Consider the following 23,287-nt stretch of genomic DNA (forward strand, 5'->3'; position numbering starts at 1 on the left):
CTTCGAACGGTGCACCCGGTGGATGACAACGAGCTAGGACTTCTTCCCGCTCTCGACTGTCAAGAACTACTCATCTCGTCTGAACCCATGACAATGCGTCCTTTCCAGCAGTCTTCCCCTCGTATCGTGGAGACATCGTCATGAGCCAAACGCGGAAGGTAACCGCCGAGCAGGTCGAGTTGGAGAAACTCAGCCGCCGGATTGGTGTTCGGCCCGCACACAGTCCACCACTCGTATGGGATCGAGTCGCTGCGGCGCGGGGCGGCGGTCGACGTGGCGCAGGAGTTGTTGAGGTACGCGCCGGTTGCCACCGACGGATGTTTTCTTCTTTGCTTTCAGGTACACGGATTGCCCACAGCCGTTGGTACACCGAACCCGGATGCTGGTCCTCCGCTGCCGCAGGTGGCGAGCGGAGGAGTACTAGATCGATTGGCCGCCTCAGGCCGTCTGCGTCAGAGGCCGAGAGCGGAAACTACTTGTTTCGTAACGGTTCTCGCCTTGACCGTCTGCATCTGGCCGGTGGTGACCACGATCGCCACGCCCTGCTTCGCGACCGCGTAGACCGCACCCCCGCCCGTCCGCTGGTATCCGCCCTGCCAGCCGGGGGGTTCGGTCGCAGGATTGCTGCTGTCCACGGGCGCCGCGTGGTTCACCAGAGCGGTCGCCACGGCGGGTTCGCCGACGTAGATGCGCACGGTCAACTGGACGTTCCCGGCCCGGTCGTAGAAGAAGCACGCCGGATGGGGGTGGTCGGCCGAGAGCTTCACCTCCGACACCCGCTGGCCATTGGCCTCGGCGACGAAGTCGGTGGCGAGGTAGGGACACGGTCCCGCCGCTACCGGCTGCGGCTCGGGCGGCAGTGCCGAGGCAGCGGAGGTAGTGGTGGCCGGCAGCGGCACGCTGGACGGGGGCGGCGCGGTGGCCGGTCCTGACCGCTGCGAGCAGGCCGCCGCGGCCAGGGCGGTGACCAGGGTGAAAGTTCCGAGAACAAGCACGAATCGACGCATCGGACAAAGTGAACCACGCCCTGAGCGGCTACTGACACCCTCAAGATGGCTCCGCGGCCGACAGGCTGCTCGACTTTTCGCTGCTGCCCTCGAACCGTTCCGCGCCGACTACAGGGCCGCGAGTGGCGCTGAGGGCGGTCGCGAGCGCGGACCAGTGGTGGCGGCCGGCGAGCGGTACCTTCCCGCACATCGGGCCGAACACCGAGCCGACGAGAGGAGCGCGCATGGCGATACGGCAAGCATCTCCGCCGAAGTCGTCGCCCGGCCATGGTAGGAAGACTGTCCGCACCCTGGGCGAGTTGCTGACCACGGCGGGCCTAGTGGTCCTGCTGTTCGTGGTCTACGAGTTGTACGTGACCGACCTGGTCTCCGCCGGGAAGCAGACCGACGCCGCCTCGACCTTGGAGGGCGACTGGGCCAAGGGCCGTCAGCTGCATCCCGAGCTGATCGACGGCCAGGCCTTCGCCAAGATCTATATCCCCAGCTTCGGCGCCGACTACCACTTCACCATCCAGCAGGGGACAGCCGACAAGTCGCTGGAGATCGGGCCCGGGCACTACAAGGGCACAGCGCTTCCCGGGGAACCCGGCAACTTCGCGGTCGCCGGGCACCGTGTCGGCAAGGGTTCGCCGTTCAACGATCTCGACCTGCTTAGCTCGTGTGACGCGATCGTCATCGAGACCCAGACCGACCTCTTCGTGTACCGCGTGCTGCCGTACGCCGACGAGATCGCCGACTGGGGCACCGTCAAGGGCCGCGACCCGAAGTGTGCGCCGGTCAGCACGCTGCGGACGAACGCGCCGGACGGCGGTCCCTACGGTCAGACCGTGGGCCGCGAGGTGGTGAACCCGGATCAGGTCCAGGTGATCGCTCCAGTGCCGCACAAGCCTGCCGACGTGCTGCCGGCCGCCCAGCAGGTCGCGCTGCTCACGCTGACCACTTGCCACCCTCAGTTCTCGGACCGGCAACGGCTCATCGTGCACGCGGCGCTGACCAACCAGTACCCGAAGAGGAACGGCGCGACCTACGCGCAACTGCTACAAGCCCTCGGGGAGGGATAGATGTACGGCTGGATCTGGCGGCACCTGCCCGGTCCGGTGGGCGCGAAGCTCGCCCTCGCGGTCGTGCTGGTCCTGGGCGTGGTGGCGCTGCTGTTGTTCGTGGTATTCCCATGCCTGGACCCGCTGCTGCCCTTCAACAAGGTGTCGGTGCAGTAGGGCCGCCCCAACAGTCCGGCCTGGTAACCATCCGCGTCCTTGTCGTCGACATCTACGGCAGCGTCCGCTACAACACTGGTGCAGTGCCTGGCCAAGTTCGGTGCCGGCTGCACCGCCTGGCGCAACGACAAGATGGATTTCGAGCGCGTCACCGCAACGGCGGACCGAGGATCGAGTCGCCGGACCGCATTCCACGCTGATGAGCGGACGTTCGGCGGTTGAGGACTTGTCAAGTCCTGTGGACGTCTGCGTGACGATCAGCTGAGCGTGCCCTGCCGCTGTTGCATGCGGGACGCGTGTCGGGACTTCGAGGCTGAGCTGGTCGAGTTCAACGACGAGAACAACCATGTCCACCTGCTCGTCAACTACCCCGCCCAAGGCGGCCATGGCCCGCCTGGTCAACTCCCTCAAGGGCGTGTCCTCCCGGCGCCTGCGCCAAAAGTTTCCCGACCTCGTACGCCACTACTACCGAGCCAGCAAACTCTGGTCGGGCTCGTACTTCGCTGGCCCCGTCGGCGGGGCACCGCTGAGCGTCGTGAAGCAGTACATCGAGCAGCAGAACCGTCCGGCTTAAGGCACTGCTCAGGCCTTCACGGCCCTCCCAGCGCGAGCCTTCACCCCCACCCTGAAGGGCGGAGCACCGGCCCGCATTCCGGTAGCAGGGGTCTCGCGCTCTCATGTGGACCGCTCCCGGCGCCCCCTCAAGATCACACAGAGTCGCGGACCGTTGCTCGGAACGGCGCATTGTCGCCTCCAAGAGCCGTCGCGGGTGCTCGCCGGCGCGCTCCGCCGGGTTTGTCACTTGTAGAGCGGGGAATCGAATGTATAGCCCTGGTCGAGCAGATACGGAATGAGCTGGTTCACCGCCTCGACAGTCTGGCTGCGATCCCCTCCGCCGTCATGCATCAGCACGATGCCTCCTTGCGTCGCAGGATCGTTGCGCACGGCGTCCACGATCGCCTGAACGCCTGGGCGCTGCCAGTCATTCGTATCCACGGCCCAGCCGATTGGTTGCATGCCGCCCTGGACGGCCGCGACCGTGTTCGTGTATTCCGTCCAGTGGCCATATGGTGCCCGGAAGTACGCGATGTCCCGGCCCGTCGTGTTGACGATGAGCGAGTAGGTGTCCATGACTTCGGCGTAGCCCGCCTCATGGCTGATGGTGGTCAGATCGGGGTGGGTCATCGTGTGGTCGCCGAGCTCGTGCCCCTCGGCGTCGATCCGACGGACCAGGTCCGGGTAGGCCTGCACCTGCTCGCCGATCAAGCAAAATGTCGCCTGGATCCCATATCTGGCGAGCAGGTCGAGCATTTGTGGCGTGTAGGTCGGATGGGGGCCGTCATCAAAAGTGAACGCGACGGTCATGCCGCCGTCCTCGGTCGTGGTCACCACCTCGGATGTGGCCGCCGGAGTGGATCCGTTGTTCACCAAACTACGCTGGTCCATGGCGACTCCCCTTCTGCGCCTACCATGACTATCCCGAAACAGAGCCCATAATTGGCCCTTCTACTCCTTCCGTGGGTGTCATGGGCGTCCGGGGTCGGTGGGTGGGTGGGTGGGTGGGTGAGTGGCCGTCTAGATGATTGATCCCGTGAAGATCACGTGAAGTAAGTGGTCCGTTTCAGAATTCTTTCAGGGGTTGACTTCAGGTCCGGTGTTGTGCATGTCGCCCGGTCAGATGTCGGGTGCGGCGAGGTGGAGCCGGCAGGCGCAGTCGAGGGCGTTTTCGGGGGAGCCGGCGATGCCGCCGGTGGGCAGGAGGGTGGTGGCGACCGAACGTTTCATTCGATATCACCCGATGGCCACTACATACGTACTCGCGTGAATCCGATCTCCAGCGAGTTCGATACCGAATCCGGCGACCGCCTGAAGAGCGAAGCTCGCGAACCTGGTGGTCGGCCCGATAGCACCTCGCCGTACCTCTCCGGCGTCTCCACCAGGAAGGTCGTCAGGTTCTGATGCGCCTTCCCCGCACCTTCGTCGGTCTTGACCAGGAACGCGATCAGGTTGGAGGCACCGCCGTTGGTCAGCCACATCTTCGGCCTGTCGATCACGTAGTCATCGCTGTCGCAGATGGCTTTGGTCTTGGTCGCCGCCATGTCGGAGCCCAGATCCGGCTCCGACATGGCGAAACACCATGACCTGAGCGCCAATAGCGTTGTTCACACTCACTGTCGCTACGGTGATCTCACCGCGAGCGAGGGCATCGACCTGAGTGGACGTCGAGTCGAACACCCGTGCATCCTGCCGAGCCTGCGCCGCGACAAAGTCCTCACCGAACGTCTCGAGTTCGAAGCGCAATTGGGAACTCAGCGTGCCACCGGTCGTCACTGACACGATGCCCAGTTTGCCTTCGTAGCGGGGACTCACGATGTCTTGCCAACCGGCCGGTGGACTCTCGTCGAGGATCAATGCCACGTAGCTTAAGTTGATCATGCTGCTCGGGGTTGGAGGGGATGGAACCGGATGGTGGCTGGCCCGTCGTGGCGGATGCTGGCGGGTTCGCCGGGTTTCTTCACCCGGTAACTGTTGTGGCGGGCGCGTTTCACTGCGCGCGGACATGTCCGGTGACGGCGGCGCGGGATGCGCAGGCCCGCGATGTTGGCCAAGATATGGGGTAGTGCCTCAATCCAGTCCTGAGGGGGGAATGTCCGCCGTCCCGGTAGCGGTGCGGCGGATCAGACGCAGGGTCTGGGTGAAGGAGATCCGGTCTGGGTCCAGTTCAGCGGCCGTGGCGGCCTGGGTGATCAGCGCGGCGATCGCGTGGTGCACGATCAGCCAGGCCCATATCTCCTGGTGCACCAGATCCGGTAGCCGGGAGCGCAGTACCCGGCCGGGTCCCCGCAGGTGGGTTTTCAGCTGGTCGTTGCCGGTTTCCTGTTCCCACCGCTGATGGTATGCGTCGGCCAGTTCATCGGCGTGGGCGTGGGTCGGGTCGGTGATCGTGGTCAGCAGCGCGATCAGCTCACCGGTGCCGTTGCCGACCCGGTCGGGTACGTCGTACTCGATCACTCTGGCCCACTGGGCCTGGTCAGGATCGATGTCCTCTCCGGCTTGGGCGGCCGCCAGCAGGCGTTCCCGACGGGCTCGGTGGTGGATGCTCGGGTTGATCAGGATGGTCAGGTACGTGCCGTCGGACAGAACCCGCACCACCGGCAACGCCAGTTGGGTCGGGGCCCGCCACAGCAGCGCGGCACCGGTGCCGGCAGCCAGTTTCCACGCCTGGTAGGAGTAGAAGTTCCGATCCGCGGTCAGTAATTCATCCGCGTGCAGCCGAGGGTAGAGCCGGCCGGCCAGGGTCTTCTCCCCGACTGAGTAGGCGTCGACTTCGGCGGCGAGGAAGGCGTGGGTGCCGCACTCGGATAACGCCACCACCCGCGCCTTGGGGTAGGCCGACCGGCTGACACCGGATCCGGCGTAGCCGAACTCGGCGGCGTTGGCGTCGGTGTCGGGCATGTCCACATCGAACCCGTCGATAGCCAGCAGCCGCCAGTCACGCAGCCACGCTCCCCGGGCCCGGCCGGTCGCCAGCAGCCCGGCCATGGGGGCGGATTCCCCGGCCACCGGGCCGCAGGTCCGTTCGAAGATTTCGGGGAACACGGCACGGCCCAGCCGTTTCCGGGCCTGGGTGATCGCGCTGGCGGTGGGCGCACTCCAGGCGGCGTCCCAGCATCCCCACCGGTCCAGCGACCCCGTGACCTTGGTCGCGACCTCGGTGTAGTCATCCTCGGTGAACAAGCACAACGCCATCGTCAGGTAGGCCACCACATGCGGTGGGAGTTTCCCGTCCGCACGTAGGGCCCCGACCCCGCACACCGCGACCGCTTCATCGACCGCATCCCGGGGCACCGCCGCCACCAGCACACCGAGCGAGACCTGATCTGGCGACACCACACCCACATCCACGAGGAGTAACCGTGCCATCTACCCGCGTGATGATCAGGTCACCACGCCGAATCAGCAGCAAAACCCTGACACAACACCATGATCAACTTACGCTACGTGGCATTGCGTCGAGGATCGCCGAGTTGTAGCCCACGGCCTTGACGAAGTAGTAGGGTGAAAACCAGTTTTCGTTGGGCGGTGAGCCCTGTTCGTTCAAGACGCCATGAAACGGCGTGCGGTAGGGCATAAAGACCCGGTGATCACTGAAATCGCGGGCAGTGCGTGGGTCGGTCAGTCGAATCACGTCCGCACCGAGCCGTCCCGCACCATACTCGGAAAGGGCACGTTCGGCGAGTTTGTTGTTGGCCAGCGTCGTGAGTTCGACAGGAACCGGTCTCCTGGGTGAAACGAGCGACAGCCAGATCTTCGGCCTCCTTGCCAGCGGCCGAGTACAGCACCACCCGGCTCCCGCGCGCAGCCTGGAGAAGTTCACGGTCTGCGATCAATTCGCCGTCGATGCGGAGCCATCACTGGTGTCGACACGCACGGGCGGAAGCAGCTTGTCAGCCTGGTCGGTCTTACTGGGCGGCGCCTGGCCACAGGCTGCCACGAGTAGCACAATTGCAGCCAGGAAGACGACCGTGATCCTTCTCGGCACATTTCGTGTCCAGCGGACTAGCTGATCAGACACCGGAACCTCCGTTCTTCGCTCCGAGGCGGCGCGGAAGATAGCTGAGCAAGAACATGATCGCGCAGTAGATCAGGGCCGTGGCCGATGCCTCGCGCAGCGTGCCACCGTTTTCGAACTGGTCGTAGATGGTGATGGAGAGAAGCTGCGTGTCCGTGGTGTAAAGGAACAGCGGAACAGTGAGCTCTCGCATGCTCAGCATGAGCAAAAGCATGAAGGTCGAGAGCACGGCTGCCCGCATCAAGGGGAGCGTGATAGAGACGATTGCTCGCCCGCGGCGGGCTCCAAGCATCACGGCGCTGTCCTCGAGATCTCGATCGGTGGCGCGAATTGATGCCGCGATTCCCCGGAAGCCCTGCGGCATCTGTACGACAACGAAGCCGATCACCAGGATCCACAGCGTGCCATAGACCGGCAACGGCATGATCAGCCAAGTCCAGAGCAGGCCGATGGCGAGGACGACATGGGGAACCATCGACACAGACTCAAGAGCCCCTCGGGCAATCGAGCGGGTGCGGTAGACGATATACCCGACCGTGAAAGCCAGGGCTGTGCCGGCGGTCGCAGCGAGCAGCGAGACGACCACGCTGTTCACCGTGGAAGTCGTGAACCCGGAGGAGTTCACAGCGGCGACGAACGAGGGCGGAAGGGCTGGTTGCGGATCGGACAACACGACGGGCGCGGTGCACGATGGGTCACACAAGGCCCCGCCCCTCTCGTCACGTTTGCGGGCGGTTGTCCTGTACCGTCCAGTAGGTGGTGCCACCCAGCCGTGATACAGCGCAGCGCAGCGTGAGTGCAGCTGAGGGACGTCGCGACGTACCGCCGTCAAGCAAGGCCGACTACGTTTACGAAACGCTGCTCGACGACCTCCGCAACGCACGCATCCCCGGCGGCACACCGTTGCGAGCGGCCGCGGTGGCCGAACGACTAGGGGTGTCGATCACCCCGGTTCGGGAGGCGCTACGGCGCCTGGAGAACGACAGTCTCATTACTTACGAGCGTCACCACGGCGCCACTGTGATCGACCTGTCAGACGACGCACTAGCCGAGTACTACAGCGTGCGGGCGGTCGTGGAGGGGCTCGGGGCGCGCCTGGCGGCCTCCCGGATCACCGCCGGGCAGCTCGCCTCGCTGTGGGCACTACACGAGGAAATGGTCGCCCACGAGCGGGCCGGCCAGAACGAGGCGCTGGGCGAGAAAAGCCGGAAGCTGCACCTCGCGATCGCCGACATCGGCGGCCCAGCGTTTCTGGGCCGACATGCCCGCGCGGTGCGCAACAACTTCCCAGTGCCCGCAGACGCGTCGTTGTGGTTAGACGCCGACCACGCGCGCCACCACCTGACCGTGCACGAACAAATCCTACGCGCGCTGCAGGCCGGCGACGGGGCGACCGCCGAGCGAATCATGATCGACCACGTCGAAGCCAGTGGACGCTACCGGCTCAAACGCTGATCTCTCCGACGCGTCATCCTCAGCATGCTCGACGGCTGGCTGACAAGGGTTTCTCCGGCAAGGAGTTCAAGAAGCGCAACTGTAGTCCGGGTTTACAGCTTGCTGGAAGCCGTTCTGATCAGCTCAAACGACTCTTCGCGACTGAGTGAGACCGATGTCGCGCCAGCGAGTGCGATGGAGCACTCGCGAATCGTTACGGCATCCGAGGTGATCAGGGTTGAGGTGATCGATTCCTGCCAGAGCACGCTGGGCAGTTGCTCATCGGGGTATCCCAGCAGGAGGAAGGCTGAGCCGCCCAAGGCGTCATACGCGGCAGCTTCGAACGGGACGATTCGCACCTCGATCGTCTCGGGGCGCTCGTCGATGAGCGCCGCCAAGTGCTCGAGTTGTCCTTTTAGGACACACTTCCCACCGATCTGCTGCCTGATCACTGCTTCGCTCATGATCGAGCAGAACTGCACCGGATCGTCATCTGTCAGACGGCGCTGCCGGAACTGACTGCCGCCCGCAGCAGCGGATCAAGGCCTGGGACGAGGCCGTATTCGCGGCGACCAAGCGCGCCTGCGCCGAGGTCGGCCGGCGGTTCGGCTGGTGACCGGACACGAGTCGGTGTGGTTGGCGGATGTCCGGTGGCTGGCCGGATCAGCCCGGCATCCCGGCGCACTCCCGGCACGGGCAGTGCCGGCAGTCCACCGAGTGCAGGTAGCGCGGAGCCCCGGCGGTCTTGTCGCAGATCATGCAGGTCAGCTCACCACTGTCGGCGATGATCTCCTCATAGGGCACCGGCGTCATGCGGTCGGTGGAGTCGATGCGCTTGTGCGGGGCGCCGACCGCGACGATCAGATGATCGGTGATCGCGCCCACCGCGTGCGGCACCTGCCCTTCGATGAGGAAGGTCTGCCCGGCATGGGTCTCGTGGATCCGCCCGCCGTAGGTGATGGTCCCCGTCCCGGCCACCACGGTCAGCACGTGGTGGCCCGGATGGGTGTGCGGCACGAAACCCTGCCCGGCCGGCAGCCGGATCAGGTCGGCGCCGATCTCGCCGTTGGTGGCAAGCTCCTGACCGCTGGCCGCGGCGGTGCCGTGCATGGGCACCGCCAGCTCCCCGTGGTCCACGCGCAGTTCGGTGTGGTCGGGGCCGATCGAGCTCTTCGCCCAGGTCGCGATGTGCAGGTCGTCGTGCGGCATGGTCACTCCTCCTCGGTGGGGCGGACTGCCCAGATGACTCCGCCGAGGTCATGGCGCCCGGCCCGTAACGCGGAGAAACCCGCGATGGCGAAGCCGTCGTGCCGCAACCGGCGCAGCCGGGCCCATCGGTCGGCGCAGTGGCCGGTTTTTCCATCGTTGAGATAGGTCCACAGCAGGTCCAACGCCCACGGCAGGCCGCCCGCGGTGGCCGCCGGTGCGTGCGGCAGCAGCACCAGTCGCCCGTCGTCGGGGGTGGTCTCTATGCCGAAGGGCACCGCGCCCCCGTGCGCGCCCTGCGCCTCGGCCACGGCGGCGGCCAGTTCGGCGTACGACGACAGGGGCCACGACGCGGTGAGCTTGGCCCGCAGCACCGCCCGGTCGGCCGCGCGCCGCTCGGGATCCGCGTCGCAGCCGAGGCGCAGCGAGTCGAACGCCTCGTAGACCGGTTCGCCGGTCGGCTCCAGCGAGTCGGGTTCCGGGACGCGCTCGGCCAGGGCGCGCACCTTCTGCAGCGGCACGTCCGGGTGCGGGGTGCCGCGCAGCAGTTCGTGCGCGGTGGCCGCGGCGTAGCGCAGCAGGCGCTCGTAGCGGGAGGGGCTTTCGCGGCGGGCGGCGAGCGTGGCGCCCATCAGCGAACGCTGCGGTTTCCCGGTGGCGGTGGCGCGGAAGTCACCGATGCGCAGCACCGCCGGGCGCAGCTCGGTGCGCTCGCACAACTGCTGCAGCCGGTCGACGGGCTGGTCGGTGGCGACCAGGCCGATCTCCTGGCCGAGCGTGGCCTCGGTGACGCCGACGGCGGCGAACTGGCCGGTCAGGCCGTCTTCGCGCCAGCAGCGTTCGACGTCGAGCGGGTAGTGCTTCTCACCGCCGCGGTCGATGCGCTCCTTGGTGCGGCCCTTGAGCACCAGCAGATCGCCGCGGAATTCGCCGAGGTCGCCGGTGCGCAGCCAGCCGTCGGCGGTGATGGCCTCGGCGGTGGCGGCCGGGTCTTGCCAGTAGCCGTCCATCAGATCCGGGGTGCTGATCCAGACCTCGCCGCCCTCCAGGCGCAGCCGCGTGTCCGGTAGCGCCAGCCCGACCGGCGGGAACCGGTCGAGGTAGTGCTCGGTGAACCCGGCCTCGTCCGGTGCGGGCATGGTGGCGCTGAAGTTGACCGCTTCGGTCAGCCCGTAGCCCTGGCGCAGCCGCGGTCCGTAGGTGCGGTGGAACCGGCGGGCGAGGTCGTCGGTCAGCGGGGCGGCAGCGGTGATCAGGTAGTCGAGCCCGTCGGGCCACGGCGGCGCGGCTTCCAGGAGGTCCGGCAGCAGGGCGGGCACGATCGAGGCGGTGCGGGCCCCGGCCTGCTCGAGCGCGGCGAAGTAACCCGTCGGGTCCGCGGCCGGGTGCAGCACCAGCCGCGCCCCGGTCAGATGGGTGCCCAGCAGCGACATGACCAGCGCGTTGCAGTGGTGCAGCGGCAGGCACGTCCCGTGCGGGCGGCCGGGTCCGATGCCGTGCAGCGCAGCGGTCTTGGTCGCGTTGCCCACCACGGCGCGGCGGCTGAGCATGACGCCCTTGGGGGTGCCGGTCGAGCCCGAGGTGAACATGATCAGCGCCAGGCCCGCGGCGTCGGGGTGCTCCGCGGGCAGCCCGGTCCGGCGCAGCGAGCTCGTCGAGCCCCGGCCGTCGACGACCGCGCTGGCCGAGACTCGGTCCACGATGCCCTCGAGCTGCGCATCCCCAGCCCGCGGTGCCATGGGCACGGCGACCAGTTCGCGTTCGAAGCACTCCAGCAGCGCCGAAGCGAGCCCGGGGCCGCGGGGAAGGCGGATGACCACCCGTGCCCCGGCGGGGAGGTCGGCCAGTTCGCTGCGGTGATCCACCGGTGATTATCTCCTGGTCGTTGGCGGTGTCCACACCTGTGCGGTGCACCGGGTTGTCGTCTCGTCGTTCCGATCGGCGCCGGTGGCCAGCAACCCCCACCGGCAGCTCCGCGGGCTCGCGGTCCGCTGGCGAGGACAGCTGCGACGCCGCGCAAAGCCAGGCGCTCCCGCGGAGCGCGGGCGAGAACACCTCAGGGGGTCTCGCGCAGGCTCGCCGGGCGCAGGTCGGTCCAGTTGAGCTCGACGTAGCTGAGCGCCTCCGCCCGGCTGGTCTCCGCACACACCACCTCCCAGCCCGCGGGCACCGCGGCGAACGCCGGCCACAGGGAGTGCTGCGCCTGCTCGTTGCGCAGCACCAGGAACGTGCCGCCCTCGTCGTCGAACGGGTTGGTCATGGGGTGCCGTGGCCCTTCTGCTCGGTGAGGTGGTCGCGCACGATGCGGGCTATCTCGCCGACGTGCTCGGGTTGCATGAGCCGGTCGTGCGGCAGGTCGATCCGATAGGTGGCCAGCTCGCCGCCGACGTACGCGCGCCACCCCCGGGCTCCTGGACCGGCTTCGGCCGCGATGTGCACGGCGTCGCCGGGGTAGTGGCCCGGCCGATGGCCGCGCAGCAGCTCGACGTTGTGCCGGGCGGTGGCCACGGTGCGGGCGATGTCGGCTTCGGTGAACGCGGCGAACGCGCCGTCGTCTCGGCGCAGCAGCTGCGAGACCGCCTCGAACGTCAGCTCCCCCTCGGGTTGGTCGTCGTGGCCGATGGCGGTGAGCAGGATGCGGTACACCCGCTGCGCGTCGATCGGTGCGGGCTCGGCGCCCAGCGGTGGGTCGATCAGGCACAACAAGCCGACCTGCAGGTCCCGGTCGCGCGCCTTGATCGCCATGTGGTGGGCGACGAGGCCGCCGAAGGACCAGCCGAGCAGGTGCAGCGGTCCGCGCGGGTGCGCCGAGCGGATCTCCTGCAGGTAGCGCTCGGCCATCTCCTCGATGCTGCCCGGTGGCTGCGCGCCTGCGTCACCTTGCAGCGCGTAGACGGGCTGGTCGTGGTCGAGGTGGGCCAGCAGCCCGGCGTACGACCAGCCCAGGCCGCTGAGCGGGTGCACGCAGCACAGCGGCGCGGCCTGACCGCCGGAGCGCAGCGGCAGCAGGTGCCCTCCTGCTGCGGAGGGGCCGGTCAGCGCGCGGTGCAGCGCCGCCGGGGTGCCCGCCTCGAACACGTCGCGGACCTTCGCGCGCAGGCCGAGCCGCGAGCGGATCCGGGCGATCAGGGGCGCGGTGATCAGCGAATGCCCGCCGAGTTCGAAGAAGTTCTCCTCCGGCCCCACGCGGGCGGTCCCCAGCACCTCGGCGAAGATCTCGCACAGCACCCGCACCGGCGCCGCCACGTCCGGTTCCTCGGCTGCGGATTGCTCGGCTGCGGTGTCCTCGGCCGGGACGGGCAGCCGGTCGCGCAGCAGCTTCCCGTTCGACGAGAGTGGCAGTTCGTCGCAGGTCAGCAGCCGCGACGGGATCATGTATCCGGGCAGCCTCGCCCTGAGGTGCTCGCGCACCGAGGCGAGATCCACGCCGGGTGCGACCAGGTACGCGACGAGCCTGCGGTCGTGGGCATCGTGCGCGTGCACGGTCACCGCGGCGGCCCGCACCTGCGGGTGCCCGAGCAGCGCGGCCTCGACCTCGCTCGGTTCGACGCGGTGGCCGCGGATCTTGACCTGCTCGTCCGCGCGGCCGTGGAAGCGCAGCGACCCGTCCGGTGCGCGGGAGGCGAGGTCGCCGGTGCGGTACATGCGGGTGCCGGGCGGGCCGAACGGGTCGGCGACGAACCGCTGTGCGCTCAGCGCCGCCCGGTGCAGGTAGCCGGTGGCCACGCCGAGTCCGGAGATGTAGAGCTCGCCGACGGTGCCCGGCGGTGCCGGGCGCAGCCGCTCGTCGAGCACGTGGCAGGCGGTGTTCCACAACGGACGGCCCAGCGGCACGACCTCCCGCTGCCGGCCTTCGACCGGGCAGGCGCTGGACCAGACCGTCGTCTCGGTGGGGCCGTAACAGGCCAGCAGCCGCACCCCGAGTCCGCGCAGCCGCTCAGCCAGCGGGCCGGGCACGGCCTCGCCACCGATCACCCCTCGGATGCCACGCAACGCCCGCGGCCGGTCGGCGGCCAGGGTGCGCCACAGCGACGGTGTCGCATGCATTACCGTCACCCGCTGCCGTTCGACCAGCTCCAGCAGCGCATCGGGATCGCGGGTGGTGTCGCGGTCGGCCAGGACCACGGCCGCGCCGGTGAGCGCGCCGAGGTAGAACTCCGGCACGGACATGTCGAACCCCGCCGGGGCCGTGGCCAGCACCCGGTCCCGCACGCCGACCTCCAGGAGCTCGGCCAGCGCGGCCAGCAGGTTCACCACCGCGCGGTGCGCCACGACCACGCCCTTGGGGCGGCCGGTGGAGCCGGAGGTGTAGATGACGTAAGCGGTACCGGTCGCGATCGGTGCGGGTGATCGGCCGGGGCGGGTGAAGCTCAGCTCGCCGCGCGCGTCGGTGCCGACGACGAGCGCGGGCCGGGCGTCGTCCAGCACGGCGCCGGTGCGCGCGGCGGGCCAGTCCGGTTCGCAGGGCAGGCAGGCGGCGCCGGTGCGCAGCACCGCCAGCATCGTGGCGAGCAGGTCGGGTGTGCGGGGCAGGGCCAAGGCCACCAGCGCTCCCGGGCCGATGCCGTGCTCGGTGAGCTGCGCGACGATCTCCCGCACCCGCTGGTCGAGTTCCCGGAACGTCAGCGCTCCGTGGTCGTGCAGCACCGCCTCGGCGTGCGGGGTTCGGGCGACCTGCGCGGCGAACAGCTCGTGCAACGGGGTCGGCGGGGCCTGGCGGGCGGTGTCGTTGCAGCTGTGGACCAGCCAGTGCTGCTCCTGCTCGGAGACCACGGGCAGCTCGGCGATCGGTGTGCCGGGCGCGTCGGCCGCGGCGCGCAGCAGGAGCTCGAAGCGGCTGATCAGCTTCCGCGCGGTGTCCGGGGCGAACAGTTCGGTGTCGTACTCCAGCACCCCGGTGATGCCCTCGGGCATCCCGGTCGGGGTGTGGTTCTGGCGCAGGCTCAGCAGCAGGTCCATCCGGGAGGACTCGCCGTGCAGCGCCACCTGCTCGGTGCTGATGCCGGGCAGGTCGAACTCCTGCGGCGGGGTGTCCTGGAAGGCCAGCATCACCTGGAACAGCGGGTGGTGGCCCAGCGAGCGGGCCGGGTTGAGCACCTCCACCAGCCGCTCGATGGGCACCTCCTGGTGGTCGAAGGCGTCGAGGTCGGCTGCCCGGACCCGCCGCAGCAGTTCGCTGAAGCTGGGCCGCCCGGACAGGTCGGTACGCAGCACGACGGTGTTGACGTAGCAGCCCACCGCGTCGTGCAGCGCGGCGTCGTTGCGCCCGGCCACCGGGGTGCCGATCGGGATGTCCTCACCGGCGCCGAGCCTGCACAGCAGGGCGGCGAACGCGGCGTGCAGCACCATGAACGGGCTGACGTCGTGGTCCTGGGCCAGCCGCAGCACCGCCGCGTGCAGCTTCTCATCCAGGGCGACCTCGATCGTCTCGCCGCGGTGCGCCGAGACCGGCGGGCGGGGGTGGTCGGTGGGCAGCGGGAGCAGTTCGGGGGCACCGGCGAGCACCTTCGTCCAGTGCCGCAGCTGCGGCTCGGCGTCGATCGCCTGCTGCCAGACGGTGAAGTCGGCGTACTGCACCGGGCTGGTGGGCCACTGCGGGCTTCGACCGGTGGACCTGGCCCGGTAGGCGGTGGACAGGTCGCGGGCCAGCGGGGCCAGCGACCAGCCGTCCACCGCGATGTGGTGCAGCAGCACCAGCAGCACGTGCCGGTCGGGACCGTGCTCGTAGAGAGTGGCGCGGATCGGCAACTCGGCGGCGAGGTCGAAGCGGTGCGCGGAGTCCGCCGTCAGCCGCGCCGCTAGATCGGCCTCGGCGACCTGGATGTGCTCGAACCGCAGCTGCTCGGGGCTGCGCACCTGTTGCCACGGTTCGTCGTCGGATTCGGCGACCACCGTGCGCAGGCTCTCGTGCCTGGCCACGACGTCGCCCAGCGCCGCGCGCAGCGTGGTGGCCGACAGCGGCCCGTCCAGGCGGACCGCGAAGCGCATGTTGTAGGTGGTCGCGAACTCGTCGAAGCCGCTGATGAACCACAGCCGCCGCTGCGCGGGTGAGAGCGGTACGCGCTGCGGTCGCCGGTCCGGGCGCAGCGAGGGCCGGTCGCGGGTGCGGGCGTGGGCGACGTGGCCGGCGAGTTCGGCCACGGTCGGCGCGTCGAACAGGGTGCGGATGTCGAGTTCCACGCCGAGCCCGGAGCGCACCCGGTTGATCAGCCGGGTGGCCAGCAGCGAATGCCCACCGCTGTCGAAGAAGCTCTCCTGCACCCCGATCTCCGGTAGGCCCAGCGTCGCGGCGAACGCCTCGCACAGGAACCGCTCCAGCGCCCCGCCGGGTGCCCGGCCCGCGGCGCGCCCGCTCCCGGGCTCCGGCAACGCGGCGCGGTCCAGCTTCCCGTTGGCGGTCAGCGGGATCTCGGCGACGGCCACGACGAATGCGGGAACCATGTGCGCGGGCAGCAGCGTCGCGGCGTGCTCCCGCAACTGAGCGGGATCGACCTCGGTGGTGGGCACGACGTAGGCGACCAGCCGGCCGCCGCCGGTGTCGTCGTGCTGGGCGAGCACCACCGCGCGGGCCACCGACGGGTGCAGTTCGAGGACGTGCTCCACCTCGGCGGGTTCGATGCGGAAACCGCGCACCTTCACCTGCAGGTCGACGCGCCCCAGGTACTCCAAGGACCCGTCCGGCAGCGCCCGCGCCAGGTCGCCGGAGCGGTACAACCGCGCACCGGCGGGCCCGAACGGGTCGGCGACGAACCGGGCGGCGGTCAGCCCCGCCCGCCCCAGGTATCCGCGCGCCACCCCGGGCCCGCCCAGGTAGATCTCCCCTGGACATCCCGGCGGCACCGGGCGCAGCGCGTGGTCGAGCAGGTGCAGCCGCAGGTCCGCCAGCGCCGTCCCGATCACGCTGCGCGTCTCGGCCGGGTCGGACAGCAGCGCCCAGGTGGCGTGCACCGTGGTCTCGGTGATGCCGTACATGTTGACCAGCCGCGGCCGCTGCTGGCCGTGCCAGCCGCGCAGCCGGGCCGGGTCCAGCGCTTCCCCGGCGAAGATCACGTGGCGTAGCGCGGGCAGTCCGCCGCCGGGTTCTTCCTGCGCGAGCTGGTAGAACGCCGAGGGGGTCTGGGACAGCGCCGTGACCCCTTCGGCGTCCAGCAGCTCCCGCAGCACCCCAGGCGCGCGGGTGACCTCGCCTGGCACCACCACCAGCCGCCCGCCCCGGCCCAGCGCGCTCCACAGCTCCCACACCGACACGTCGAACGCGCAGGAGTGGAAAAGCGCGTGCACGTCATCGGGCCCAAACCCGAAGAGGTCGTCGGTGACCTCCAGCAGTCGCAGCACGTTGCGGTGCGAGACCACCACGCCCTTGGGTTCACCGGTCGAACCGGACGTGTAGATCACGTAGGCCGCGTGGTCCGGGTGGATGGGCACCCGCGGGGCCTCGGCCCCGGCGGCGGCCAGCTCGGCTCTGGTTCGGGGATCGTCGAGCAGCAGCGCGCCGGGCTGCGCCGGCAGCACCGGCCGCAGCGCGCGCACCGAGACGATCACCACCGGCTCAGCGTCGGCGGTGGTGCGCCGGATCCGCTCCAACGGGTGTTCCGGGTCCAGCGGCAGGTACCCCGCCCCGGATTTAAGCGCAGCCAGCAACGCCACCACCAGCTCCGGCGAACGCGGCAACGCCAGCGCCACCAGCCGTTCCGGCCCGGCGCCGCGCGCGATCAGCAGCTGCGCCAGCCGGTTCGCCCGTTCGTCGAGCTCGCCGTAGGTGAGCCGTTCCGCCCCGAACGAGACCGCGACGGCCTCGGGGCGCGCCGCGGCGTGCGCCTCGAACAGCTCCGGCAGCGCGGCGTGCTGCAGTCCGGGCAGCGAGATCGCTGCGGTGTCGAGGTTCTCGCCGGGCAGCAGCAGCCCGATCTCGCCGAGGCGGGAGTGCGGTGTCGCGCCGATCCGGGCCAGCACCGCGGCCAGCCGCCGCAGCAGCCGCCGTGCCGCGGCCTCGTCGAGCACGTCGAGGCGGTGGTCGAGCCGGAACCCGAGCTGATCACCGGGCACCGCGATCAGCGACAGCGGGTAGTGCGTGCCGTCGAGCACTTCGACGCCGGTGACCCGCAGCCCCGGCACGGGATGGCCGCCGGAGTCATCCAACGGGTAGTTCTCGAAGACCACCGCGGTGTCGAACAGCTCCCCGTGCCCGGCGATGGCCTGCAGCCGCGTCAGGTCCGCATGCTGGTGCTCGAGCACCGCGAGCTGCTGGTCCCGCAGTGCCGCCAGCGCCTCGGCCACGGTGCGCCGCGGATCGAGCCGCACCCGCACCGGAACGGTGTTGATCAGCAGCCCGACGACCTCCTCCACCCCCGGCAGCTCCGGCGGGCGGCCGGAGACCGTGGCGCCGAAGACCACGTCATCGCGACCGGTCAGCGCGCCCAGCAGCATCGCCCACGCCAGCTGCACCACGGTGCTCACCGTCGAACCCAGCCGCTGCGCGGTGCGCCGCACCGCGGCCGTGTCGGCCGCGTCGAGCCGGTCGAACACCCGGCCGCGGTCCCCGGCGCCGCGGCCCGCCGCCGGAGCCACCAGCGTTGGACCGTCCACATCGGACAAGATCGTGCGCCAGACCTCCTCGTGCGCGGCGCCGTCGCGCTCCCGCGTCCAGTCCAGGAACCGCCGGTAGTCGGCGGGTGCGGGCAGCGCCGCTCCGGCGTAGAGCGCGAACAGATCGTTGATCAGGATCGGCGTGGACCACCCGTCGATCACGATGTGGTGGGTGCTGAGCACCAGCACGTGCCGGTCCGCGCCCGCGCCCAGCAGGGCCGCCCGCCACACCGGGGCCTCTGCCAGGTCGAAGCGCCGCGCCCGGTCGGTGTCGAGGAACCGCGAGACCTCCCGCGCCGAGGCGTCCTCCCGCCGCGTCCACTCGACGTTGAAGCTCGCCGGCCAGACCTGCACCGGCGCTCCTTCAGCGTCGTGGCGGAACGCCGCCGACAGCTGCGGGTGCCTGCGCAGCAACGCGTGCACCGCCTCGCGCAGCCGCTGCTCGTCGAGCTCTCCGGTGAGCTCGAAGACGAACCGCACCAGGTAGGGATCGGCGGCCTGCGCGTCGTACATCGAGTGGAAGAGCAGCCCCTGCGCCAGCGGCGGCAGCGGCAGCACCGTGTCCGCCCGCTGCCCGGCACCCTCCCGCGCGTGCTCGGCCATCGCGCCGAGCACCGCGAACCAGCGCTCGCCCAGGACCGCGGCCTCGCGCTCGCCGAGCAACTGCCCGTCCCAGGACCAGTTCGCGGTCAGCCGCGGCCCGCCGGGCTCGTCGGTGACCGCGCAATCCAGCTCGACCAGGTGCACCATCCGCATGTCCTGCGGCATCGACGAGCCAAGCACCGGCGCCCACGAGCGCGGGCACCAGTCCGCGTCGCTGCCCGCGTCGAACCTGCCGAGGTAGTTGAACCCGAAGCGCGGCTGCGGCCCGCCCGCAAGGACCGGGGCGCTCTGCGGGTTCAGGTAGCGCAGCAGGCCGTAGCCGAAACCGTTGCGCGGCACCGCACCCAGCGCGGCCCGCACGTTCTCGACCACCTCGCCGAGCAGGCGGCGGTCCTGCTGAACCTGCGACCAGGCCGCCCCCGGTTGCAGCTGCACCGGGAACTGCGTGGTGAACCAACCGACGGTGCGCGAGAGGTCCAGCCCGCCGAACTCCTCGCGCCCGTGCCGCTCCACGTCCACCAGCACTGTGGGCCCGTCAGCCACCGCGAGAGCGAAGGCGCTCAGCAGCAGCGTCTCGGCGGAGCAGCCGAAAACGGCCGTTGCCTGCTCCAGCACACCGGCGGTGATCTCTTCGGGCAGCTGCAACGACAGGTGACCGCGGTCGGACTCCGCGCCCGGCTGCGCCGACGGCCCGCTGACCTCGGCGACCTGGCGCCACCGCGGGAACTCCGCCTGCGTTCCCGGTTCCCGCGCGTGCTCGGGCAGCGCCCGCGCCCACTGCGCGAACGAGGTCCCCGCGGCCTCCGCCCGCGGGGACCTCCCACCGAGCACGACCTGCCCCGCCTCGCGCAGGTCGTCGAGCAGGATCCGCCACGACACCCCGTCCACGGCCAAGTGGTGCACCGCGAGCACGAGCGTGCCCGGCTCGCCACCGGCATCGAGCCACACCGCGCTCACCGCCGGGCCGGTCTCGACGTCCAGCCGCGCCTGCGCGCGCCGCGCCCACTGCCCCGCCAGCTCCCGCCTGTGCTGCTCGGCGAGCTCGCGCACGTCCACCCGCGCGAAGTCGAACCCGGCCTGCGCCGCGACCTGCAGGTTCCACAGCCCACCGGTGGCCGTGAGCTTCAACCGCAGCGCGTCGTGCCGCCGCACCAGCGACGAGAGCACCGACCGCAGCCCCTGCTCCCCCAGCTCGGCGGGCACCCGCAGGGTCGCGCACTGGGCGAACCCGGCCAGCGCGCCACCGCGTTCCAGCAGCCAGTGCATGATCGGCGTCAACGGCAGCGGACCGGCCGCAGCACCCGGCCCCGGCAGCGCCGGTGCGGCCGCACCCACCCGCTCGGCCAGCGCGGCCACGGTCGGGTGGCGGAACACGTCGGAGGTGCCGAGTTCGAGGCCACCGCGCCGGGCCCGGCTGGCGAGCTGGATCGCCTTGATGCTGTCACCGCCCAGGGCGAAGAAGTCCCGGTCCGGCGGCACCTCGGCCAAGCCGAGCACCTCGCGGAACAACCCGGCCAGCAGCTCCTCGGCCGCCGACGCCGGGACCGGGGATTCGGTGGGCGTTTCCTGCGGCGCGGAGTCTTCGGCCGGATCGGGCAGCGCGGCGCGGTCCAGCTTCCCGTTGCGGTTCAACGGCAACTCCGCCACCACCACGAATTGCGAGGGCACCATGAACGGCGGCAGCAGCGCGGCCACGTGCTCCCGCAACGCGGCCGGATCCGCCTGCTCGGCCACGACGTAGGACACCAGCCGCCGCCCGGTCTCCCCCTCGCGCAGCACCGTCGCCACCTGCCGCACGCCCGCGGCCCGTCCCAGCGCGGCGTCGACCTCACCCGTTTCGATGCGGTGACCGCGTAACTTGACCTGGCCGTCGCCGCGGCCGGCGAAGTGCAGCGTGCCGTCCGGGTTCCACCGCGCCAGATCACCAGTGCGGTACATCCGCTCGCCCGGCGCCCCGAACGGGCAGGCCACGAACCGCTGCACCGTCGCGGCCGGATCGGCCAGGTAACCGCGAGCCAGTCCGAACCCGGCCAGATAGAGCTCCCCTACCGCGCCCACCGGCACCGGCCGCAGCGCGGCGTCGAGCAGGTGCACCCGCTTGCCGTCGATCGGCGCGCCGATGGGCACCGCGGTGGCGTCCTCGGAGTCGACGACGTGGCGGGTGGCGAACACGGTCGTCTCGGTCGGGCCGTAGCCGTTGACCACCACGAGCTCCGGAGCGACCGCCCGGACCCGGCGCACCGCCGCCGCCGGGACCACGTCGCCGCCCGTCCAGACCTGCCGGACACCGCGCAGCCACCCTGGGGCCTCCTGGCTGACCGCGTCGAACAACCCCGCCGTCAACCACAGCCCGGTCACCCCGCACCCGGCGACCACCCCACCCAGCACCCGCAGATCCGCTTCGCCCGGCGGGGCGAGCACGACCTCACCACCGGTCAGCAGCGGGACCCACAGCTCCAAGGTCAACGCGTCGAAGGCGTGCGGGGAATGCAGCAGCACCCGCTCGGCAGCGCCCTCGGCCCACCACCGGTCCTCGGTCAAGCGCACCACGTTCTCGTGCGTGATCGCGACGCCTTTCGGCGTTCCGGTGGAACCCGAGGTGAACATGACGCAGGCCAACCGGCCCGGCGTGATCACCGCAGCGGTCACCGGGGCCGTGCCGCCGCCCGCTGCCACGCCCAGGACGGTCCCGGTGCCGCGGAACCAGCCGGTGAACTCGTCCTGCGCGGTGGCCTCATCGGTGATCAGCAGCGCGAGATCCGCCCCGTCCGCGATGGAGCGCAACCGGTGCGCCCCGTCGGCCCGGTGCAGCGGCACGTACGCCGCCCCGGCCCGCACCACCGCCAGCACCGCCACCACCAGGCCCACCGAGCGCTCGACGAGCAGCCCGACCGGAGACTCCGCACCTGCCCCGGCCGCCACGAGCCGCGCGGCCAGCGCATCGGCGCGGGCGTCGAGCTCGCGGTAGGTCAGCCGCTCACCGGTGGCGTGTGAGCGCACCGCGAACGCCTCAGGCGCGGCGGCGACCCGCTCGGCGAACCGCGACACCAGGTCTTGCGCGGGAGCGGAGCCCGCCGCCCCGGTGCCCGCGGACCGCACCAGGGCCCGTTCGGCGGGGGTGGTCGTCTCGAGGCGCGCGATCCGGGTGCCCGGCTCGGCCCGCACCAACTGCTCCAGCAGGTGCAGGAACCGGTCACGGGCGGCCGCGAGCACTTCGCGGTCGTGGTTGGCCGGGTTCGCGTCGAAGTCGAAGCGCAGCCGCCCATCACCTCGGTCGTAGGCGACCACGGAGAAGTCCTCCGACGGCGGCGCCGCCACGTTGTGCACGGTCGCGGTGCCATCGCCGAAGCTCAGCCCGTAGGCGAACTTCTGCACGTTGACCACCGGCCCGAAGAACCTGCGGCCGTCCTCGGGATACCCGGCCTCCCGGCTCAGCCGCTCTCCTCGGTACCGCTGGTGGGCCTGCACCGACCGCACCCGGTCGCAGACCTGCCCGAGCAGCTCGGCGACCGTATCCGCCGGGTCCAGGCGCAACCGCAGCGGCAGCACGTTCGCCGACATCGACGGCACGGTCCAGCTGAACCCGCTGAACCGTCCCGGCACCGGCAGGCTCAGCACCACCTCCCGGCTGCCCGACATCGCCTGGGTGTGCAGGGCGGTCGCCGCGATCACCAGCCGCGACCAGCGCCTGCCGAACCGGTCGGCCGCCGCGCGCAGCTCCGCGAACTCCGCCTCGCCGAACGTGGTGGTCAGCCGCAGCGAACTCGCCGCGGCAGCGGCCGGCCGGGCGGCCATGCTCAGGAAACCGGGACCATCGGCGAGGTGCTCGTGCCACCACCGCCGGTCGGCGTCGAACTCCGCCGAACTTCGATAACCGTCCTCTTCGGCCAGCAACCCCGCCAGGCCGCCCCACTGACCGGCCGGGACGGGGAGCCCGCGGTACAGGTGGTCATAGATCCCGGCGATCCGCGTGGTCAGCATCGTCATACCGACACCGTCGAGGGCGATGTGGTGCGCCCATTGGAAAAGCAGGTGCCGCTCCGCGGCCAGGCGCAGCACCACCGCGCCGTGGACCGGCCCGTCCCGCAGCTCCAGCGGCCGGTCCAGCTCGGCGCGCATCCAGCTCAGCGCCGCGCCGTGCGGATCGTCCGCACCGCTGAGGTCGTGCACCGCCACCGCGGGCTCGAGCTGACGCAGGTGCTGGCGCGCGCGACCGTCGGGCCCTTCGGTGAAGGTGGTGTTCACCGCCTCGGCCTCCCGCGCGGACAGCCGCACCGCCGTGGACAGCAGACCGACCTCCAGCGGCCCGGTGATCTCGGCGTACTCGCCCCACAGGTACGGCGAGGAGCTCGCGGAACCGGCCTGCTCGGCCAGCCAGATCCCGAGCTGGGCTTCGGAGACGGGGAGTTCGGTGGCCTGGTCGTGCGAGGTCATCGGCAGTCCTCACCGGCAAGGGGGTGACCCGCGCCTGACAGCGTCGATCGGCACCGGTCGCCTCGCGGCGCGACCGGGCACGGTGGATTTCGTCGGATCACGAGCAGAGTTCGCGATGGCGCGCTGCGCCCGGGCCTGGTGTCACTTCACCGGCATCAGCGGATCTTCGGCGGGAACGCGCCGCGGCCGACGGATACCCCGCCAGCCAGGCCACGAGCTCGGGTCCT

The 23,287-nt window shown here is 70.4% G+C and carries 14 protein-coding genes and 1 pseudogene; 4 read left to right on the forward strand and 11 right to left on the reverse strand.

What is annotated here, in order from left to right:
* Positions 1–452: 452 nt before the first annotated feature.
* Positions 453–1,007: a DUF2020 domain-containing protein gene (locus DL519_RS16000; protein WP_190815942.1), complete on the reverse strand. Its 555-nt coding sequence runs from the start codon at positions 1,005–1,007 to the stop codon at positions 453–455.
* 224 nt (positions 1,008–1,231) lie between these two features.
* On the opposite strand from DL519_RS16000, the gene DL519_RS16005 reads away from it, so the two are divergent.
* The 3 genes from DL519_RS16005 to tnpA all read left to right on the forward strand — a co-directional run bounded on the left by DL519_RS16005 (position 1,232) and on the right by tnpA (position 2,798).
* Complete coding sequence (locus DL519_RS16005) at positions 1,232–2,068, forward strand: class E sortase (RefSeq protein WP_190815944.1); 837 nt, start codon at positions 1,232–1,234, stop codon at positions 2,066–2,068.
* Complete coding sequence (locus DL519_RS16010) at positions 2,069–2,224, forward strand: hypothetical protein (protein WP_190815945.1); 156 nt, start codon at positions 2,069–2,071, stop codon at positions 2,222–2,224. It abuts the gene before it with no gap.
* Positions 2,225–2,570: 346 nt separating this feature from the next.
* Positions 2,571–2,798, forward strand: coding sequence for an IS200/IS605 family transposase (gene tnpA / locus DL519_RS16015; protein ID WP_397544949.1), 228 nt, complete (start codon positions 2,571–2,573; stop codon positions 2,796–2,798).
* A 224-nt stretch (positions 2,799–3,022) separates the two neighbouring features.
* On the opposite strand, the gene DL519_RS16020 is transcribed toward tnpA, so the two are convergent.
* The 5 genes and pseudogenes from DL519_RS16020 to DL519_RS16040 all read right to left on the reverse strand — a co-directional run bounded on the left by DL519_RS16020 (position 3,023) and on the right by DL519_RS16040 (position 7,383).
* A complete protein-coding gene (locus tag DL519_RS16020; RefSeq protein WP_190815947.1) occupies positions 3,023–3,670 on the reverse strand; it encodes a polysaccharide deacetylase family protein in 648 nt (215 codons plus the stop codon).
* 452 nt (positions 3,671–4,122) lie between these two features.
* Positions 4,123–4,356, reverse strand: a pseudogene (locus tag DL519_RS16025) (acyl-CoA dehydrogenase family protein); the annotation flags it as partial.
* A 493-nt stretch (positions 4,357–4,849) separates the two neighbouring features.
* Positions 4,850–6,148 carry an IS4 family transposase gene (locus DL519_RS16030; protein WP_190815951.1) on the reverse strand — a complete coding sequence of 433 codons (1,299 nt, stop codon included), beginning with the start codon at positions 6,146–6,148 and terminating at the stop codon, positions 4,850–4,852.
* A gap of 64 nt (positions 6,149–6,212) precedes the next feature.
* Complete coding sequence (locus DL519_RS16035) at positions 6,213–6,602, reverse strand: type 2 periplasmic-binding domain-containing protein (RefSeq protein ID WP_190815953.1); 390 nt, start codon at positions 6,600–6,602, stop codon at positions 6,213–6,215.
* A gap of 190 nt (positions 6,603–6,792) precedes the next feature.
* Complete coding sequence (locus DL519_RS16040; protein WP_223839076.1) at positions 6,793–7,383, reverse strand: ABC transporter permease; 591 nt, start codon at positions 7,381–7,383, stop codon at positions 6,793–6,795.
* A gap of 206 nt (positions 7,384–7,589) precedes the next feature.
* Between DL519_RS16040 and DL519_RS16045 the strand changes: the two genes are divergently transcribed.
* Positions 7,590–8,252 (forward strand): GntR family transcriptional regulator, encoded by a 663-nt coding sequence (locus DL519_RS16045; RefSeq protein WP_190815955.1) that lies wholly within the window; start codon positions 7,590–7,592, stop codon positions 8,250–8,252.
* Between the two features lie 92 nt (positions 8,253–8,344).
* Here the strand turns inward: DL519_RS16045 and DL519_RS16050 are convergent, their stop codons facing one another.
* From DL519_RS16050 to DL519_RS16070, 5 genes are all read right to left on the reverse strand, one after another.
* The gene (locus DL519_RS16050) at positions 8,345–8,731 is read right to left on the reverse strand and encodes a Scr1 family TA system antitoxin-like transcriptional regulator (protein WP_223840297.1); all 387 of its coding nucleotides are present in this window, start codon (positions 8,729–8,731) and stop codon (positions 8,345–8,347) included.
* A 163-nt stretch (positions 8,732–8,894) separates the two neighbouring features.
* Positions 8,895–9,440 (reverse strand): cupin domain-containing protein, encoded by a 546-nt coding sequence (locus tag DL519_RS16055; RefSeq protein ID WP_190815957.1) that lies wholly within the window; start codon positions 9,438–9,440, stop codon positions 8,895–8,897.
* Between the two features lie 2 nt (positions 9,441–9,442).
* Complete coding sequence (locus tag DL519_RS16060) at positions 9,443–11,302, reverse strand: class I adenylate-forming enzyme family protein (RefSeq protein ID WP_190815958.1); 1,860 nt, start codon at positions 11,300–11,302, stop codon at positions 9,443–9,445.
* A gap of 191 nt (positions 11,303–11,493) precedes the next feature.
* Complete coding sequence (locus tag DL519_RS16065) at positions 11,494–11,697, reverse strand: MbtH family protein (RefSeq protein ID WP_190815959.1); 204 nt, start codon at positions 11,695–11,697, stop codon at positions 11,494–11,496.
* Complete coding sequence (locus DL519_RS16070; protein ID WP_190815960.1) at positions 11,694–23,060, reverse strand: amino acid adenylation domain-containing protein; 11,367 nt, start codon at positions 23,058–23,060, stop codon at positions 11,694–11,696. The genes DL519_RS16065 and DL519_RS16070 overlap by 4 nt, the downstream gene beginning before the upstream one ends.
* Positions 23,061–23,287: the final 227 nt, after the last annotated feature.

This window comes from Saccharopolyspora pogona (assembly GCF_014697215.1).
GTDB classification, from domain to species: Bacteria; Actinomycetota; Actinomycetes; order Mycobacteriales; family Pseudonocardiaceae; genus Saccharopolyspora; species Saccharopolyspora hattusasensis.

Bases quoted from the DNA above. Each gene is read 5' to 3' on its own strand.
- DL519_RS16005 (WP_190815944.1), top strand. From the start codon at position 1,232: ATGGCGATACGGCAAGCATCTCCGCCGAAGTCGTCGCCCGGCCATGGT.
- DL519_RS16055 (WP_190815957.1), bottom strand. From the start codon at position 9,440: ATGCCGCACGACGACCTGCACATCGCGACCTGGGCGAAGAGCTCGATC.
- DL519_RS16020 (WP_190815947.1), bottom strand. From the start codon at position 3,670: ATGGACCAGCGTAGTTTGGTGAACAACGGATCCACTCCGGCGGCCACA.
- DL519_RS16065 (WP_190815959.1), bottom strand. From the start codon at position 11,697: ATGACCAACCCGTTCGACGACGAGGGCGGCACGTTCCTGGTGCTGCGC.
- DL519_RS16070 (WP_190815960.1), bottom strand. From the start codon at position 23,060: ATGACCTCGCACGACCAGGCCACCGAACTCCCCGTCTCCGAAGCCCAG.
- DL519_RS16000 (WP_190815942.1), bottom strand. From the start codon at position 1,007: ATGCGTCGATTCGTGCTTGTTCTCGGAACTTTCACCCTGGTCACCGCC.
- tnpA (WP_397544949.1), top strand. From the start codon at position 2,571: ATGTCCACCTGCTCGTCAACTACCCCGCCCAAGGCGGCCATGGCCCGC.
- DL519_RS16010 (WP_190815945.1), top strand. From the start codon at position 2,069: ATGTACGGCTGGATCTGGCGGCACCTGCCCGGTCCGGTGGGCGCGAAG.
- DL519_RS16030 (WP_190815951.1), bottom strand. From the start codon at position 6,148: ATGGCACGGTTACTCCTCGTGGATGTGGGTGTGGTGTCGCCAGATCAG.